The 17,452-nt window shown below is 75.0% G+C and carries 14 protein-coding genes and 1 pseudogene; 4 read left to right on the top strand and 11 right to left on the bottom strand.

Annotation, left to right across the window (positions count from 1 at the left end; translation table 11 throughout):
• Positions 1–5: 5 nt before the first annotated feature.
• The 5 genes from WME98_RS48105 to WME98_RS48085 form a co-directional block, all read right to left on the bottom strand.
• Positions 6–1,478, bottom strand: coding sequence for a hypothetical protein (locus WME98_RS48105; protein WP_437948264.1), 1,473 nt, complete (start codon positions 1,476–1,478; stop codon positions 6–8).
• Positions 1,479–1,543: 65 nt separating this feature from the next.
• A complete protein-coding gene (locus tag WME98_RS48100; RefSeq protein ID WP_437321467.1) occupies positions 1,544–1,759 on the bottom strand; it encodes a hypothetical protein in 216 nt (71 codons plus the stop codon).
• 55 nt (positions 1,760–1,814) lie between these two features.
• Positions 1,815–2,939, bottom strand: a complete 1,125-nt coding sequence (locus tag WME98_RS48095) for a hypothetical protein (protein WP_437948263.1) — start codon at positions 2,937–2,939, stop codon at positions 1,815–1,817.
• Positions 2,940–2,996: 57 nt separating this feature from the next.
• Positions 2,997–4,013, bottom strand: a complete 1,017-nt coding sequence (locus WME98_RS48090) for a tetratricopeptide repeat protein (protein ID WP_061628897.1) — start codon at positions 4,011–4,013, stop codon at positions 2,997–2,999.
• Positions 4,014–4,221: 208 nt separating this feature from the next.
• Complete coding sequence (locus WME98_RS48085; RefSeq protein ID WP_437948262.1) at positions 4,222–4,674, bottom strand: hypothetical protein; 453 nt, start codon at positions 4,672–4,674, stop codon at positions 4,222–4,224.
• A gap of 190 nt (positions 4,675–4,864) precedes the next feature.
• Here WME98_RS48085 and WME98_RS48080 point away from each other — a divergent pair, with 190 nt between their 5' ends.
• Positions 4,865–5,197, top strand: coding sequence for a hypothetical protein (locus WME98_RS48080; protein ID WP_437339139.1), 333 nt, complete (start codon positions 4,865–4,867; stop codon positions 5,195–5,197).
• 82 nt (positions 5,198–5,279) lie between these two features.
• Here WME98_RS48080 and moeB read toward each other — a convergent pair whose 3' ends face one another.
• Both moeB and WME98_RS48070 read right to left on the bottom strand, forming a co-directional pair.
• Positions 5,280–6,443, bottom strand: a complete 1,164-nt coding sequence (moeB, locus tag WME98_RS48075) for a molybdopterin-synthase adenylyltransferase MoeB (protein WP_437948261.1) — start codon at positions 6,441–6,443, stop codon at positions 5,280–5,282.
• 94 nt (positions 6,444–6,537) lie between these two features.
• On the bottom strand, positions 6,538–8,088 hold the full coding sequence (locus WME98_RS48070; RefSeq protein WP_437948260.1) for a hypothetical protein: 1,551 nt from the start codon (positions 8,086–8,088) through the stop codon (positions 6,538–6,540).
• Between the two features lie 99 nt (positions 8,089–8,187).
• Between WME98_RS48070 and WME98_RS48065 the strand changes: the two genes are divergently transcribed.
• Positions 8,188–8,898 (top strand): cob(I)yrinic acid a,c-diamide adenosyltransferase, encoded by a 711-nt coding sequence (locus WME98_RS48065; protein WP_437948259.1) that lies wholly within the window; start codon positions 8,188–8,190, stop codon positions 8,896–8,898.
• Between the two features lie 95 nt (positions 8,899–8,993).
• Here the strand turns inward: WME98_RS48065 and WME98_RS48060 are convergent.
• From WME98_RS48060 to WME98_RS48045, 4 genes and pseudogenes are all read right to left on the bottom strand, one after another.
• A pseudogene (locus WME98_RS48060) lies at positions 8,994–9,386 on the bottom strand (phosphatase PAP2 family protein); the annotation flags it as partial.
• A gap of 449 nt (positions 9,387–9,835) precedes the next feature.
• Complete coding sequence (locus tag WME98_RS48055) at positions 9,836–10,633, bottom strand: CDP-alcohol phosphatidyltransferase family protein (RefSeq protein WP_437948258.1); 798 nt, start codon at positions 10,631–10,633, stop codon at positions 9,836–9,838.
• Positions 10,634–10,845: 212 nt separating this feature from the next.
• Complete coding sequence (locus WME98_RS48050) at positions 10,846–12,024, bottom strand: hypothetical protein (protein ID WP_437948257.1); 1,179 nt, start codon at positions 12,022–12,024, stop codon at positions 10,846–10,848.
• A gap of 353 nt (positions 12,025–12,377) precedes the next feature.
• Entirely contained in the window at positions 12,378–12,860 is a 483-nt protein-coding gene (locus WME98_RS48045) for a MarR family winged helix-turn-helix transcriptional regulator (RefSeq protein WP_061625553.1), read from the bottom strand.
• Positions 12,861–13,084: 224 nt separating this feature from the next.
• On the opposite strand from WME98_RS48045, the gene WME98_RS48040 reads away from it, so the two are divergent.
• Together WME98_RS48040 and WME98_RS48035 are read left to right on the top strand one after the other, a co-directional pair.
• Complete coding sequence (locus WME98_RS48040; RefSeq protein WP_437948256.1) at positions 13,085–15,865, top strand: transglycosylase SLT domain-containing protein; 2,781 nt, start codon at positions 13,085–13,087, stop codon at positions 15,863–15,865.
• Between the two features lie 183 nt (positions 15,866–16,048).
• Entirely contained in the window at positions 16,049–17,401 is a 1,353-nt protein-coding gene (locus WME98_RS48035; protein ID WP_437948255.1) for a hypothetical protein, read from the top strand.
• Positions 17,402–17,452 lie beyond the last annotated feature (51 nt).

Genomic DNA, 17,452 nt, shown 5'->3' with positions numbered 1-17,452 from the left:
GGCGATCAGCGCTTCTTCGCCGCCGCCTTCTTCGCCGGCGCCTTCGCCGCCTTCTTCGCGGGGGCGGGCGAGGACTTCTTGGCGGCGGGGGCCTTCGCCGCCTTCTTGGCGGCGGTCGCCGCGGTCTTCGCCGTGGCCGCCCGCTCCGACGCGGGCGCCTTCTTCGTCGCGGCGGCCGCCTTCTTCGCCGGCGCCTTCTTCGCGCCCCGCGCCGCCGCGGCCCTGGGCTTGCTCGCCGCGGGCCGCTCGGACGCCGGCTCGGCCGGCTTGCGGGGCTTCCCGCGCGCGGCGAGCTTCTTGGACGGCGTCTCGTCCTCGAGCTCCTCGCCCTCGTCCTCGAGCTCCTCGCCCTCGTCCTCGAGCTCCTCGTCGTCGAGGTCCTCGGCGTCTTCCTCGTCGTCGAGCTCCTCGTCGTCGAGGTCCTCGTCCTCGAGATCGTCGTCCTCGAGATCGTCGTCCTCGTCGACGCCGTCCTCGTCGAGGTCGTCGTCCGCGCGCACCGGCTGCGGCGCGGGCTCGTGGCGCCGCGGCGCCGGGGCTTCGCCGCGCTGCGGGGCGACGGCCGGCCTGCTCGCCGCGCCGGGCGCGCCGAGCGGCTCGCCGAGCAGGGCGGCGACGTCGCGCGTGAACTCCGTCATGTGGCTGTCGACCTCGAGCGCGTCCTGCTCGGACAGCGGGGTGAGCTTGAGCCGGAGGACGCGGTCGCCCGCGATCTCCCACGACGCGGCGCAGCCGCCCTCGCGCAGCATCCTCGAGGCGATGGCGTCGATCCGCTGGCGCAGGCCGGCGCGCGCGCCGGGGTCGATCTTGCGCTGCAGCTCGAAGCGGCGCTCCAGCATCGGGAGCGTCACCACCTTCGCCTCGACGAGATCGGAGAGCTCGTCGGCCACCGCCTCCTCGATCTCGAGCCGGGCGTCCGGGTCGCTGCTCCCCAGCGAGAACGTCGCCTCGCGGAGCTCGGGCTCGTACGACGTCAGCTTGCCGCCGGCGCTCTGGGCCGCGCGCGCCAGCGACTCGCGCAGCACCTCCGCCGGCGCGCGCTTGCCGACCGTCGAGGCGACGTACCCGAGCGTGTCGAGCCGCACGTGCACCGGGCCGTCGTCCTCGAGGCCGAGCTCGGGCCGCGGGCCGAGCAGCGCGTCGCGCATCACACGGAAGACGTCGCGCTTGATCACGTTGTCCTCGGTGAAGATGTCCTCGACGTGCTCGGAGTCCATCAGCGTGCTCGTCAGGCTCGCGACGAGCTCCTCGACCTGGTCGTCGATCTCGTCGGTGCCGAACGTTGTCGTGACCTCCCCGTCGACGAGGGCCCACGGCTCGAGCCGGGGCGCGATGGCCGCGATGTCCGCGGACATCTTGTCCTCGAGCTCGCGCGCCAGCGCGGTCGCGCCGCCCCTGGCCACGAGGATGTGCCCGTGAGCCTTCAGCGCATCGACGATGCTCGTGGAAAGTCGGCGGGAGAGGTTGCGCTCGTTCACGAGGCGCGCAGCTTACACGGTTTGCGCGGCCTGGCGATACTTCGGAGCGCGCGGATCGGCCGTGCTCAGGGGTCGTTCTCGATCACCTTGATCAGCACGCCGCCGATCCGCTCCGGGATGGCCGCGCGCGCTGCCTCGGCCCCTCCGGACCGGACGCTCACGCGGACGATGAAGCCGACCCCGTCCTCTCGCTCGACCCCGACGCCGACACACCACGGCTCGCCGGCGATCTTGGCCTTGAGCTCGTCCTTGGCCCGCCGGGCCGATCCCACGTCGCTCATCTCGTTCACCTCTCCGTAAGTTGGCGCGCGAGCGCGCCGCTGCATCCGCCCGCGCTCACTCGCTGTATCCGACCGCCAACACCTGCCACGTCGCGGGCGCGTCGGCGACATCCACGATGCTCGCCGCGAACTCGCCGCTCGCCGACGGGGCGAGATCGCCGCCCGCCACGGGGATCTGACCGACGCTGACGATCTTGCCGTCGGCGCCGTAGAGCGAGACGATCGCGAGCACGGACCGGGCCGCGAAGGCGGACTCGTTCGTGATCCTGCCGGCCACCTGGTACGGGCTCTGCCCGCGCGTCGGCGTGAATTTCGTGTCCGCGATGTTGAGCTTGGCCAGCTTCCCCCGGAACGTGGCGGGCGCGGGGGCGACCTCGGCCTTGAACGTGGCGAGCCCGGGGGGACGCGGGGTGGCGAACGCGCAAGGGACCTTCTCGCCCGGCGGCAAGAGGCGCACCTGGGTCGCGCAGTCGCCGCTCAGGAGGGCGACGTCGCCGGCGCCGTAGAGCGTGACCTTCGCGCTCGGGGAGCCGATGGCCACCGTGCCGGTGTTGTGGATCTCGCCGACGAAATGCAGGAGCTTCCCGGCGCGCGCCGGGAAGCTCCGGAGGTCGCGGATCTCGGCGCGGAGCACGCCTCGCTCCGCGGCCGCGTCGGCGGGGGGATCGGCGACGGGCGCCGTGGGCAGCGGCTCGGGGAGCCTGGCCATCTCGCGGGCGGTGACGCCCGTGGAGAAGTAGATGAGCACCGCGCCCGCGAGGATGCAGAGCAGGAAGACGGCCCCGCAGCCGATGCCGAGGATCAGCGCGAGGTTCGACCGCCGCGGCGGAGGCCCGACCGGCGCGCCGCCGAAGCCGCCCGGAGCGGGGCCGAACGCCTGCGGGCGCGGACCGTAGCCGCCGGGCGGGCCGTAGCCGCCCGGAGGACCGTGGCCGCCAGGGGGACCATGGCCGCCGGGAGGGCCGTAGCCGCCGGGAGGGCCGTAGCCGCCGGGAGGGCCGTAGCCGCCGGGAGGGCCGTAGCCGCCGGGCGGGCCGTGGCCGCCGGGAGGGCCGTAGCCGCCCGGCGGAGGGCCGTGGCCGCCCGGCGGAGGGCCGTGGCCGCCGGGAGGGGCTCCACCCGGCGGATAGCCGCCAGGGGGGTGGTTTGCCGCGCCGAGCGGTGCGCCCTGCTGGTCCATGCGGCCCGCAGTATGCCGGAAAAGAGGCCCGATCGATCCACCCCCGCGGCGCGCCGGTCAGAGGTGCCGGCGCGCGATCTCGGCCCACGTGCCGGTCGGCTCGATCTCCAGGTACCGGCGCCAGCACGGGCGCGCCTTCGTCGGATCGCCGATCTGCTCGTACGCCATCGCGAGGTTGTAATAGGCGTCCGCGAAGCGCGGATCGCTCTCGATCGCGCCGCGGAAATACCGGATCGCCTCGGCCGCCCGGCCGCGCTCCAGCATCACGTAGCCGAGGTTGTACTGCGCCTCGGGCTGCGCCGCGTCGAGGGTGAGCGCCTTCAGGTAGAGCGCCTCGGCCTGCTCCTCGGCGTTGCGCCGGAAGCAGATGTTGCCGAGGTTCGTGTACGCGATCGCCAGCCAGGGGTCGATCTCGAGCGCGCGGCGGTAGAGCGCCTCCGCCTCGTCCATCGTCGCCGGATCCTCGTCGAGCTGGCTGGCCTGCATGTAGAGCTCGTAGGCCGTGCGCGCGCGATCCCTGCCGACCCGCGGGCGGAGCACGCGCACGACGTCGTCGCGCAGCTCCTTCACCTCGAAGTCGAGCACCATCTGCCCGGTGAGCGGCTCGAACGCGCCCGACGCGCTGCGGACCACGACCGCCTTGCCGTCGAAGGCGACGCGGAGCTCGGCGAGGGGGCGCGTCACCTTGGGCAGCGCGGCGCGGATGTTGTCGATCGCACGCGCGACGTCGCGCAGGCGCACCTTGCGCGCGATGAGATCGCGCGCGGCGCGGAGGGCGATCAGATCCGAGAAGGTGTACGCGCGCCGCCCGCGCCGGCGGCCGCTCGGCGGCGCGATGCCGGCGCGATCGAGCGAGCGCAGTCGCCCGGGCGAGATGCCGAGCAGCCGCGCGACCTCGGTGCCGGTGAACATGTCGGTGACCGGCTCGCGCGCGCCGGGCGCAGGCTGCGGCGCCTCCGGCTCGCCGGTCCGTAGGGGGGGCGGGGGCTCGGACACCCGCCCTCCACCAGGGCCGAACACGACGTGGATCACCTTGTCGGAATCGCCGGAGGCGGAACGGTCCTTCTTGCTCATCGCAGCGTCGCGGGCTCCGCGCCGAGGATCGACAGAAGCAGAGCGCGCCGTGTGGAGCCTACCCCGCCTCGAGCCGGAGCGCTCCCGTTCTTCACGTCGGCACGCGCGTCAAGAGGGCACGCGGCGGAGGGCGCGAGCGGTCGCCGCGGCGCTGCGCCGGCGCGCGGCGCTCGGGGTGCATTTTTGCTTTCAGTGACGATCACAGTGATCACGCGCGCGCCGTCCTGTCCGTGGTGAGCAGCACGCGCGCCGTGACGTCCACGGTCAGCGCGAACGAGACCGCCGCCGCGCGCGGCGCGAGCCCGCAGCGGATCTCGGCGTGCATCGGCCCGAGCGGGCCGCCCGCCCGCGCGGCCGCCTCGCGCTGCGCGACGCGGAGCGCCCGCAGCCGGAGGTGGGGGTCGAGCGCGAGCGCTCGGTCGAGCGGCGCCGCGAGCGGCGCGTCCGGCGGCAGCGCGACGAGCAGGCTGGTCGACCCGTAGTACACGAGCGCGCCCCCCTCGCTGCGCGTGCTGCCCTCGCTCACCACGTCGGCGCCGTCGAAGAGGGCGTGGATGCGCCCCGCCGAGCACGCCACGAGCTCGACGTGACGCCGCTGGAGGAGCGGAGGTCGCTTGACCTTCGCCAGACCGGGACCGGGGAGACGCTCGCTGCGAGACATTCCGATCGCGATCGTGGCATTGCCGGACGCAGCTTCCCAAAAGCCCGCGGAGATCCGCACAAAGTTGCGGAGGCACCCGCTTTTGTGCGGGACGCAGGGGGCCGCGCGTCGGCGACGAACTTGGCCATGCGCGGCGCGCCTTGCCACGATGCGCGCCGCGCCGAGGGGCGCGAAGGAGCGACGAGCGACCATGAGCTACACGGGCAACGAGCGCCGCAGGCACCGCGTCTTCATCACCCGCAACACGGAGTACCACGTCCGCGACGAAGTCTGCGTCGCCGTGCGCGACCGGGCGGCGCGGAAGTTCAGGACGTCGCACCTCGCGCTGCACCTGAAGCTCCAGGGTGCGGTCCGGATCAACCCGAACGGCGTCGTGATCCCGGAGCCGCACAACGCGCGCGTCGGCTCCCCCATCTACTTCACGCAGGTGGACCCCGACGGGCAGGAGCGGCAGGTCGTGACGAGCCGCGTGGAGCGCATCGAGCGGCCCGAGAAGAACACCGTGATGCAGTACCCGTCGTGACGCCGCGGAGGCCGCGCCTGGCGGCGCGGCCCGGTGGGCGGCGGTTCGTGTGCGGCGCGTGCGCCGCGCCGTCGCGCGGCGATCAGCCGATGAGGCAGAAGCCTTCGTAGTCGATGTAGCTGGTGATGGTCGGCGACTCGCCGCACGCGGGGCAGCTCTTGTCGCGGCGCAGCTTGAGCTCGCCGAACTTCATCCGCAGCGAGTCGTAGGTGAGGAGCCGGCCGATGAGCGGCGTCCCCTGGCCGAGGATCAGCTTCACCGCCTCGGTCGCCTGGATGATGCCGATGATGCCGGGGAGGATCCCGAGCACGCCCGCCTCCTGGCAGCTCGGCGCGAGGTGCGGGGGCGGCGGCTCGGGGTAGAGGCACCGGTAGCAGGGGCCGACGCCCGGCATGAACGTCGTCACCTGGCCCTCGAAGCGGAAGATCGACCCGTGGACGACCGGCTTCTTCTTGAAGACCGAGGCGTCGTTCACGAGGTAGCGGGTCGGGAAGTTGTCGCACCCGTCGACGACGATGTCGAACTGGTCGAAGATGCGGTCGACGTTGGAGCTGTCGACGCGCTCCTGGAACTTCACGACCTTCACGTCGGGGTTCAGGTCGCGGATCGCCGTCTCGGCGCTGTCGACCTTGGGCATGCCCACCCGCGAGGTCGCGTGGAGGATCTGCCGCTGGAGGTTCGAGTTGTCGACGACGTCGGCGTCGACGAGGCCGAGCGTCCCCACGCCGGCGGCGGCCAGGTACAGGGCGGCCGGGCTGCCGAGGCCGCCGGCGCCGAGGAGGAGGACCTTGGAGGCGAGCAGCTTGGCCTGCCCCGCCTCGCCGACCTCGGGCAGGAGCAGGTGGCGCGAGTACCGATCCCGCTGCGCCTCGGTGAGGTTGGGCGGCAGCTCGACCGGGTAGCTCAGGTCCTTCCAGCGGACGAAGCCCGGGTTGGCGCTCTCCACGTTGGTGTAGCCGAGCTCCTGGAGCGTCTTCGCGGCGAGCGCCGAGCGCGTGCCGCCGGCGCAATAGGCCACGATGTGCGCCGACTTGTCCGGCAGCTTCTGCTCCACTTGCATCTCCAGGAAGGCGCGCGGGATCGAGATCGCGCCCGGGATGAAGCCGGCGCGATACTCCTCCTTCTCGCGCACATCCAGGAGCACCATCGGGACCTTGTCGTCGAGGCGGCGCTTGAGCTCGCTCAGCGAGAGCTCGCGGATGGACTTGCGGACGTCGGAGATGAGGTCGCTATAGGTCGTAGGCATCGTGGCTCCTCAGGGATAGGGAGACTTAGGTGCGCGGCGCTACGAGTCAACGACGGACGGACGGGGGCGGGTTTTCTGCTGGCCGAGAGGCACCCTAACGAGTGCGGGGCAGGAGGTCGGGCCTCGCTCGGAGCGAGGCGAGCGGCTCCTCCTTCTGCGCGCCCCCCTCGCACTCGATGCGCGCGACCCGGCCCGCGGGCGGGACGTCGACGATCGTCGCGGGCTCGTTCTCCGACTTGCAGAGGGCGAGGACCTTCGTGCCCGGGGCGAGGCGCCCGCTGCGGAGCTGCTTGCGCTGGACCTTGACCTCCACGTCGTCCGCGAGCCGCCGGACGAGGATGTCGGCGCCCTGGACGTCGCTCACGACGCCGAGCTCGAGCGTCGGCTGCTTCTCCCGGAGCGGGCCCCACACGCGCTCGCCCTTCAGCTGATCGTTCGGCGGGAGCCAGTCGGCGGTCGGCTCCCGGGCGAGGCGCGGCAGCGGCGCCCAGCCGATCGCGAGCTCGAGCGCCGCCGTGAGCACGGCCGTGGCGGGCTCGACCGCGGTCACCAGGGCGCGATCCTTGGTCTGGCCGAGGACCCAGACGGGGGTCGAGGGCGGGAGGCTGTGCTTCGGCTCGCCGTCGCTGTCGGAGGCGGGCGCGACCGCGATCGTGCCGTGCGACCAGCGCTTCTCGGGCCTCTTCATCGGCTTCATCCGGACCTGCATCGCCTCGACCCAGGCCGCGAGGGCCGAGCGCTTCCGCGCGAGCGCCTCGGGCAGCGCGTTGCTCCCGGGCAGGTCGGCCGTCTCCGGGGCGGGCGCCTCCCAGCGCAGCAGCGCGATGGTCGCGTCGAGCTGCGCCAGCGCGGCGGCCGCGTCCTGCGCGCCGACCGCCTTGCCGGCGAGCTCCGTCAGCCGCGGCGTCGCGGCGCCGCGGGCGCGCGCGAGCACCGTGCGCCCCTGCTCCTCGGAGGCGTCGCCCCGCTTGACGGCGGCGTCGATCTTCTCGACGACGCTCGACCAGCGCCCGGCCGTGATGTCGGCCTCGAGCTGCCCGTAGAGCGCCTCGGTGATCGTGGCGTCGAGCTCCGCCGCGAGCCGATCCGCGGCCTCGTCGCCGAGGACCGCCCGCGTCGGCGCCGCCGCGATGAACGCGCGCGCCTCCGCGAACTTCCCGGCGGTGGTCGCCGCGTCGATCTTCCCGCTCGCGCACGCCGCGGCCTGCGAGGCCACGAGCCGCCGGGCCTCGTGCGCGAACGCCTCGCTCTTCAGCGCGTCCATCCGCGACGACAGCGCGGCGAAGGCGCCCTCGCAGTCCTGCCGATCGAGCAGCTCGGCGGCCTCGCTGGCCCGGACCTTCGCCTCGCGCCGGTCGAGCTTGTCGCGCAGCTCGCCGATCTGGTAGCGGTGCGAGTCGACGCCGAGGCCGCTCGCCTTGTCGAGCAGGGCGCGCGCGTCCTCGTACCGCTTGTCGGACAGCGCGCGGCTCGCCTCGTCGTAGAGCCGCTGGCTCTCGGCGATGCGCGCCGTCTCGGCCGTGACGGCGGGCTGCGGCGCGGGCCGCGGGGCGGGCTCGGCGGCGCAGCCGGACGCGACGGGGAGCGCGGCGAGCAGGAGGACGGCGTGGAGCGAACGGCGGAGCGGCGGCCCGGGGGAGCGCATAGGGACAGGACTGTTCCACTCCCCGCCGAGGATCGTCAATGCCGCCCCGCCTGCGCGGTTCCTTGACCCGCGCAGGCGCTCGCTTTACGTGAAATCCCCGTGAGGGACGACGATACGCGCGGGACGGGCGCTCCCCGGGCCGGGGCCGAGGACAACAGCGGGCGGGTCTTCAGCGCGCCGAAGATCACGATCAACCGCGTCTACACCCGGCAGGGCGACGGCGGGCAGACCCGGCTCGTCGGCGGGCAGCTCGTCCCGAAGGACGACGCGCGGATCGAGACCTACGGCACGGTCGACGAGCTCAACGCGCTGGTCGGGGCCGCGCGGCAGACGCTGATGGAGCTGCTGCCGGGCGCGCCCCCCGCGAGCGTCGTGCGGCTCCACGACCTCGGGCGCGCGCTGCTCCGCGTGCAGCACGAGCTCTTCAACCTCGGCTCGATCCTCGCGACGCTCCCCGAGGACGTGCACCCGAAGCAGCCCCGCGTGACGCAGGCGGAGATCGAGCTCCTCGAGGCCGAGATGGACCGCTGCCAGGCCGATCTGGCGCCGCTGCGGTCGTTCGTGCTCCCGGGCGGCTCGCGGCTCAACACGGACCTCCACGTGGCGCGGACGGTGTGCCGCCGGGCCGAGCGCTGCTGCGTGCGCCTCGCGCAGGCGGGCCACGCCGATCCGCTGGCGGTCGGCTACCTGAACCGCCTGAGCGACGCGCTCTTCGTCTGGAGCCGCTGGGCGTCCGCGCTCCTCGGCACACCCGAGATCCTCTGGGAGCCCGACGTCTCGGCGAGCGGCGGCAAGGCGCAGCCCGCCTGATCCGAGCCGCCCCGGTCGGGGAAGGCCCGGAGGACGAGCGCCCACGCGAGCGCGACGTAGGCATAGCCGAGCAGCGCGTCGATGAGCCAGTGGTGGGCGAGGTAGAGCGCCGCGAACAGCATGAGCGCGGCGTAGGCGAGCTGGAGGGCGAGCGACGGCGCGCTCGCCCGGCGGAAGGTCGCGAGCAGCCCGTAGAGCGGGTACGTGACGTGGAGCGACGGCAGCGCGCCGTAGACGGTCGCGCCGCGGCTGTAGAGGTCGCGGAAGTAGGTGATCCCGAGCATCGCGTCGACGCGCGCGAGCGCGGCGGGGGAGCTCTGGGCGGCCGGATCGAGCGCGCACCCGTGGGCCTCGACGTACCAGGGCGGCGCGGCCGGCAAGAGGCGGTACGTGGCGAGGCCGAGGAGGTGCGTGGCGAACGCGAGCCAGGCGAACCTCCGCGCCGCGAGGGCCTCGCTCCGGTAGAGGTGGAGCCAGTGCCCCACCATCACGAGCACGTAGCCGCCGTACGGGAAGGCGCAGAGCAGGTCGAGCGCGGGCCGCTCCAGCCCGGCGAGCAGCTGGCCCGGCGTGAGCCGGCGGCCGCCGATCTCCACGCCGAAGAGCGCGAGCTCGGCCGCGCGCAGCTCGCAGCCGAGGACGTGGGCCGGCGCGGCGAGCCCGCCGTCGAGCTGCTTCATGCCGTCGTACGCGAGGAACAGCAGGAAGAAGGGCAGGGCGCTCAGGAAGAACCGGCGCGAGCGCTCGCCCGCGCAGACGCTCGTCGCGGCGAGGGCGGCCACGGCGAGGTGGTCCCAGCGCGCGGCGCCGCGCGGCGCGAGGACGGCGACGTAGGCGAGCCACGGCAGCGCCGGCAGCCAGGAGAGCGCCGGCAGCCAGGAGAGCGCCTGCAGCCAGGAGAAGGCGCCCCAGCGGGCGCGCGCGCGCCGGAGCATGATCAGAGCGGCGCGCTCGTGGCCTTGCCGTCGCCGAGCAGGCGCCGGCGCTCTCCTTCGGGGCGCGCCGTCGCCCGCGGCCCGGGCGGCGGCGCCGCGTCGGCGGCCGCGAGGGCGGCGCGCGTCCGCTGCACGAGCCGCAGGCCGGCGGCGAGCCCGACGCCCGCGACGAGCGCGACGCAGGCGAGCGTGATCGGGAAGGGGAGCGCGCCGGTGAGCGGCGAGGCCGGCACGGCCGGGCCGAAGACGAGCGCGGCGACGAGGTAGGCGAGCCGCTCGTGCCGGCGCATGAGCCCGCTCGGCAGCGCGACGCGGTAGACGTCGGCCTTGGCGCGCGCGTAGCTCACGAGCGACGAGGCGACCATGGCGACGAGCGGGATCGCGAGCGCGACGGCGTGATGGCGGTAGAAGACGGCGAGGCCGATGAGCGGCGCGGCGTCGGACACGCGGTCGAGGCACGAGTCGAGCACGGCGCCGGCGCGCGACGCCTTGCCGCCCTCGCGCGCCACCATGCCGTCGAGCGCGTCGAGGACGGCGCCGGCCATGAGCAGCGCGGCGCCGGCGCGGAAGCGGCCGACCGCGAGCAGCGGCGCGCAGGCGAGCGACAGGGCGAGCGAGAGGTAGGTGAGGGTGTCCGGCGAGACGCGGAGGCGCACGAGCGCCCGGGCGGGGGCGTGGAACGACCAGTAGAAGGCCTCGACGACCGGGCCGGGGAGCAGCGCGCTCCCCGGAGAGGCGCCGAGCCGCGGCATCGCGGGCCGACCGTGGCGCGCGACGCGCACGGCGTAGGCGCCGAGCACGGCTGTGCAGATTAGGATCGCAAGGGCGCAGGGGAGAACGGCCACCCCGGGGGCGGTTGCAGGGTTCGATCCGGGCCGGCGCAGGCGGCCGTCCTGCGCCGCCGGGGGCGGGCCGGTCGCGCCGCCGCCGGGGGCGGGCCGGTCGCGCCGCGGCCGGAGGCGGGCGGCCTCCGGCCGCGCGGCGGGGAGGGGGCGAGCGGGCGCGCCGCCGGCTACTTGCAGCTGGCGCGCGAGAGGCGGATGCCCTGGTCCGGCTCCGCGTAGGCGATGCCGAGCTCCTGGCCGGTCCAGGCCAGCGCCGGGTACCGGCCGGGCGTGTCGCCGCTCGCCTTGAGCTCGGCGCCCGCGGGCGAGAGATCGCGGTTCAGCAGCGCCACGAACACGGCCGCGGGGCCGTCGCGGAACTGGTAGTACGCGACGGCCAGGTGGCGCCCGGTCCACGCGAGCGCCGGCCAGTTCGCGCTGCCGTCGCCCGGGGAGACGACGGCCTCGCGGGACACCTCGTCCTGCGCGGAGATCCGGATCGCGCGGATCTGCTCGGCGCCGGCGCGGGTGTCCTCCCAGACGACGAAGGCGTCGTCGCCGCCGAGCGCGACGCGCGTCAGCTTCGCGTCGACGCCCTGGTGCGCGATCCGGTCGAGCGGCGCGCTCCCCTGGCGCGGCCGGGCGAAGAAGAGCGTGTCGCCCTGGCTCCAGGCGAGCGCCGTCCGCTCGCCGTCGGTCGCGACCGCGGGGAACTTCGCCTGGTCCAGCGGCGTCGCGCTGCCCAGCGCGCCGCGCTCGAGGGAGCTGATCAGCGAGCCGCCCGCGTCCATCCAGGCGACGACGATCCCGTTCCGGCCCGCGGCGGCGATGGGCCACGACTCGGCCGCGCTGCTCTCGACGAGGTCGAAGGCGGCGCCCTCGGGGACGCCCTCCAGCGTCGCGCGGCGGCCGCGCACGACGCTGCCCGTGCCGTCCTGGTCCTGCCAGACGACGAGCAGGCCCTCTCCGTCGCGCTGGACGCTCGGGTGGCTCGAGACGCCGGGGCCCGCCGCGATCGCCTCTTCCCGCAGCTTGTTGCCGTCGGCGTCGATCACCGCGAGGTGGATGTCGCCCTCGTCGGCCCCTCGCTCCTGCCAGGCGATGGCGTACCCCGACCCGGTCCCCGCGATCGCGGGCGTGGTCCCGCGGCCGCTGCTCACCTCCAGGCCTCGCGACGTGATCGTGCAGGCCGCGGCGTGGCTCCCGGTCCCCCCGCCGCCCGTCGTTGCTCCGCTGCCCCCCGTGCCTTCGCCGCCCGCGCCGCCGCCGCCCCCCGTGTCGGCTCCGCCGCCTCGTCCTCTGGAGCCGCAGCCCCACGTCGCGGCGATGATCGCCGCGCTGATCGCGCCATGAACCCAGTGCTTCATTGTTCCCCCGTCGTGGTGATGAGAGGCCCTCGGCGCGGCGCGCGCCGGGCGGAGGCCGCACCGAAGGCCCCGGGTCGCGGGTCCGCGCGGCGGCTCCCGCCGCCTCCGGGCGGCGGGAGGCGGGTTGCCGTGCCGGACGACCGCTGCTCCTCCGTTCGATGTCCGCGGGGTCGGCCGGTCGCGGCGGAGCCGCGCGTTCGCGCAGATCGCGCGGCGCTCCCGGGCGCGAACCGCCGTTCGCTCCCCCGCGGCGCGGCGCCTGCGCCTCGCGGCTGCCGCGCCGGCCAGGCGCGCGCCGATCGGCGCTGCCCCCGCTGGAACGCGCGCCGCGCGCGCCGATCCGGCCGGCGACGCTACTCGTCGGCCGGCTGCGGCTGCAGCGCCTCGGCGACGGCCGCGAGCACATCCTGCGCGGCCTCGAGCTTGCGCCGCGGCATCGCCTTGATGGCCTGCCGCACGGCCGACTCCACCGTCCCGGTGCGGAGGCTGTCGAGCTCGCGCCCGCGCGCGGTGAGGCCCAGGAGCGCGCGCCGGCCGTCCTTCGGGTCGGCCCGGCGCTCGATGATGCCGCGCTCCTGCAGCCGCTTGAGCACGCCCGTGAGGGTGCTCGGGTGCAGCTGCATGATCTCGGCGAGCTGCCCCGCGGAGATCCCGGGGTAGCGCCCGACGATGCGGATGACGAGCCGCTGCGGGCCCGTCACGCCCATCTTCGCCTCCATGCGCTTCGACGTCGACTGCAGGCCGTGATCGACGGCCCACAGGAGCTTCATGAAGTCGAGCACCTCGCCGAGCCGAGAGGCCTTCTCTGCAGGGGGAGCGGCGTGGGACGAGCGCATCGCCGACGCTTGCTAGCTCGCCCGGGCCCAGGTGGCTAGCACCACTGCGGGAATCGGGCCGGGGAGGGAACCTGGACCGGAAGGGAAAGGGACGGAGCCGCCGCGGAGGAGCAGGGGTGGCGCGCCCCGGCAGGGCGCGCGCTGGCGAGCAGCGCACATCGCCGCCGCGGTCTCCGCGCTTTGCCGTAGCGCCGGCGGGCGGTTTCGGAGCAAGATCGGCGTTGATGAGCTGGGCACGGCGAGCCGCTCTGTGGACCGGGCTCGGCGCGCTGATCTGCATGTCAGGCGCGGCCGTCGGCCAGGCGCCCTCGCTGCGCGCGTCCTTCTCGGCGGCGTACCGCGCCTTCCGCGATCCCGGCTTGCTCGATCGCGCGCGCGCGGGCGCGTCGACCGACGTCGCGCCGGCGCTCGCGTGCGCTCCGCCGGCGCTGGCCGACGACGCGCCGCCCGCCGTCACGGCGCTCCTCGTGCGCGAGTTCCAGGCCGCGACGGACGAGGATCTCGAGGACCCCGACGGGGCGACGCTGTCCACGCTGACGATGCCGGATCTCGACGTCCCGCTCACGCGCCGCACGATGCGGTTCGTCCGCTTCTTCGCCCAGTCGGACGAGGGGCGCGCCGTGTTCCAGCGCCGCTTCCGGCGCGCCGGCGCGTACCGCGAGCTCATCGAGCGCTCGCTCCGCGAGGCGGGCCTCCCGGAGGACCTCCTCTGGGTCGCGGCGGTGGAGAGCGGCTTCGATCCGCGGGCGGTCTCGCCGGCCGGCGCGGCGGGGCTCTGGCAGTTCATGCCGAGGACCGGCGAGGCCTACGGCCTGGAGCAGTCCGAGTGGATCGACGCGCGCATGAGCCTCACGCGCGCCACGGACGCCGCGACCGCGCACCTGCGCGACCTCTACGAGCGCTTCGGCCGCTGGGATCTCGCGCTCGCGGCGTACAACTTCGGCCACGAGGGCGTCCTCCGCGCGCTCGCGAAGGTCGCGGCGGAGCGCGATCCCGAGGCCCGCGGGCCCGTCGGGCTCGCCGAGCTCGCGCAGGCCGGCGCCGTCCCCAAGGAGACCGCGGACTACGTGCCGCAGATCGTGGCGTTCGCGATCGTCGCGGCGAACCGCGCGCGCTTCGGGCTCGACCTGCCCGACGTCGCGCCGCTCGCGCCGCTCGACCTCGGCGAGGTCGCGGTGCCGCCGGGGACGCGGCTCCGCACCATCGCGCGCGCCGCGGGCATCTCCACGGCCGCGCTGCGCGAGCACAACCCCGAGCTCCTGCGCGACCGCGTCCCGCCGGGCCGCGCCGACCACCTGATCGCGCTGCCCGCCGATCGCGTCGCGCGCGCGATGGCGCTCTTCCCGGCGTACCTCGACCACGAGGAGCTCGACGAGGACGAGGGCGACGGCCTGGCCGGCGCGTCCGCCGCGCTGCCGCCGCGCGGCGCGGGCGGGGAGCTCGCGCTGGGCGACGGGTCGCTGCCGCCCCGCCCCGTGTCGCTCGGCCGGAACCGGCTCCCGCTCTTCACCCCGCCGGGCCAGGCGCCGGCGCCGATGCCGCTCCTCGGCAACCCGGAGGCGCTGGAGGCCAAGCTCCCGATCGTGATGATCGGCGGCGACGTCGGCTTCCGCCCCGCGTTCGAGGACGATCCGCTCGGCCTGCGGAGCGGCCGCCTCGCCCCGGCGTCACCGTTCGACGCCCTCGAGGGCCCGGGCGCGCGGCGCGCCCTCAAGGGCCGAGAGGCGGCGATCGAGAAGCAGATCGGCCTGCTCGCCGGGCTCGGCCTGGAGCAGGTGCAGCGCTTCCGGCTCCCGAACGGCATCGCGGTCGACCTCCGGGAGGACCCCGCGGCGCCGCTCGTCTCGATCAGCGCGTCCGTCGCGGTGCCGGCGCGGTCCGCGGGCGACGCCGGGGCGGCGGGGCCGGCGCTCGCCAGCGAGGCGCGCGTCGCGATCACCGTCCCGCCGCGCGATCTCGAGGTCGGCGTCGACCTGGTCGCGGCGCGGCTCCGGATGCTGCTCGACGAGGCGAGCGCGGGGCGCGTGGCCGAGCTCCGGAGGCAGGCCAGCGCGGCCTCGCGGCGCGCGCTCGAGCGGGCGCCGTACGGCCCGTCGTGGCTCGCGCTCGGGGAGGCGCTGTTCCCCGCGGGCCACCCGCTCGAGGGCACGCTGCTCGGGGCGCGCGCCGACGCGGGCGCGGCCAGCGAGCTCCTGCTCACCGAGTCGCTCCGGCGCGAGCGCGCCGCGGCCCAGGCGACGATCGCGCTCTCCGGCGACGTCTCGCGCGCGGCGGTCGAGCAGGCGCTCGCGCGCTCGCTCCAGCGCGTCGCCGCCGAGCCGGAGCGGCCGATCGGGCCGCACCCGCGCGAGGATCGGATCGTCCTCGAGGACGCGGTGCCGTCGCCGCGGCTGCTCTACGGCTGGATCGCGCCGCCGGAGGGGGGCGCGGACGACGCGCCGCTCCGCGTGGCGATGGAGATCCTCACCGGCCCGCGCGTCGCGCGGCTCGCGAAGGCGCTCGTGACCGAGGGGCAGCTCGCGTCCGAGGTGACCGGGCGGCTGTCGCTCGGCGCGCAGGCGAGCGTGGCGGCGGTGGAGCTCACGCCCGCTCCGTCGCGCAGCGCCGCCGAGCTGGAGCAGCGCCTCGACGCCGAGCTCGCGGCGCTCGCGACGTCCGGGCCGACCTGGAAGGAGCTCGCCCTCGCCAAGGCGCTGCTCAAGATCGAGCTGGAGAAGGAGCTCGCGCGCCGCGCCGCCGTCGCGCCGCCGCCCGCGTCCCCGCGGCCGATCACGGAGCTGCGGCTGCGCGCCGCGCTCGATCCGGGCAGCCTGCCGCGGCTCCTGCGCGCGCTCGAGGAGGTCGAGCCGGCCGACGTGCGCGCCGTGGTCGCGCGGACCTTCGGCCGCGAGCACCGGGTGAGCGTCACGACGTGGCCCCGCGGCGGCCCCGGCGGCGTACGCGGCGCGAGCGCGCTCGCGACGGACGTCCCCGCCTCCGCTGCGCCGCCCGCGCCATCGCCGTGACGGCGGCGATCGCCGCGCGCCGTCACGTTGCTGCGCCGCGTGCTTGACGCGGCGCAAGAGGGAACCGCGCGTTCAGCCGCCGTAGCAGCATTCTGTCGATACCTGGTGAGCCAGCTGTCCTTCGAGGGATGGACTTATGGACAGGTATGGACATCTGGCATCACTTGGAGATAGCACGGGAGAATGACGACCCCTGTAAAGCCGCTGATGGCCGCCATACCAGCGAGCGAGCACGCCGCGCACTTCCACGACGCCGCCTACCTGCCCCCTCTCACCTTGACGACGGAGGCGCCGCTTCACGCGCCCCGCGTGACGCGGAGCGGCGTGGTGGAGCGCTCGACGCGGATCGCCGCGAGGGTGACGGCCGCCGAGACGTCGGAGCCGGCCTCGCTGCTCGACAGGGTGCACGAGGTCATCGCGCTCTCGGATCAGCCGGTGCTGCGCAACCTGCTCATCACGCAGTGCTACTACGAGATCTCGGCGGAGCTCGTGAGGCTGCTCGGCGGCGGCAACGCCCACTGGTGCACGTTCGCGACGTGGGCCTCCAAGACCGCGGGGAGGTTCATCCGCAACGAGGAGGTGCCGTCGGTGCTCCGGTGGCTGATCCTCTCGGACGACGAGGAGCGGGAGGCGGTCGTGCCGCGCCTCCTCAGGCGGCGCGGGCAGGGCGAGCCGGAGCCGGCGAGCGCGTGGCGGCTCAGCGCCGTCGAGCTGATCTCGCCCTGGTGGGGGCAGGGGTTCGGGCTCATGGAGCTGCCGGAGCGGATCCTGTCCGAGCTCAGCGCGGACATCGCGCTCGGCAACCTCAAGGTGTTCGAGGAGCTCGGGCCGCTCTTCGCCCGCATGATCCAGCTCTACCGGGGCTGCGCGCGGCCGGGGAAGAAGGAGCTCGCGGAGCTGCTCGAGGGGCTGGAGCGGGGGCCGTCCACGGACGGAGGGCAGGGGCTGCTCCGCAGCGCCATGGAGCACTACCACGACGCGATGCTCACGGAGGACAAGGACAAGAAGGCGGAGCTCATCCTCCTCGCCAACGCGCGCGTCGGGCTGCACGAGCAGGTGCGGCTCCAGCCGTACATCGCGCGGGCGCTCAACGCGCCCGTCCGCTGCGCGGTCGACACGGTCGGCCTCCCCGACGCGCTCCAGTCGATGGTCCTCGACAAGGTCGAGAAGCTGAAGGCGTTCTGGCGCGCGATCGCGACCAAGGAGATGATGACCATGCGCCTGCCGGACGAGATCCTCGAGCTCGGCCACGATCTCCCCGCGCCGCCCGGCCTGCCGCTGCACTGCGCCGAGCTCGCGACCATCGAGGAGCGCGAGCTCTACGAGCTCCTGCTCAAGTACGACGCCCACGACCAGACGACGGCCGGCTGCGGCGCCAAGGACTGGGCGTTGCTGAGCGAGCGCATGGGCTACATCCTCGAGCTGTTCCGCTCGCGGCAGTGCTGCCCCCGGCTCCTCGAGCGGCCCTTCAACTGCGAGCAGCACGCCGAGATCGCCGCGTGGCGGGTGCCGTCGCCGATCCACGGCGATCTCTAGCGCCGCGCGCCGGCGCGCCCCTGCCGGCTCTCCGCCCCCTGCGTCGCGCCG

Source organism: Sorangium sp. So ce296, assembly GCF_051529605.1.
Lineage (GTDB): Bacteria > Myxococcota_A > Polyangia > Polyangiales > Polyangiaceae > Sorangium > Sorangium cellulosum_D.
This window is presented reverse-complemented; position numbering and strand designations above follow the sequence as displayed.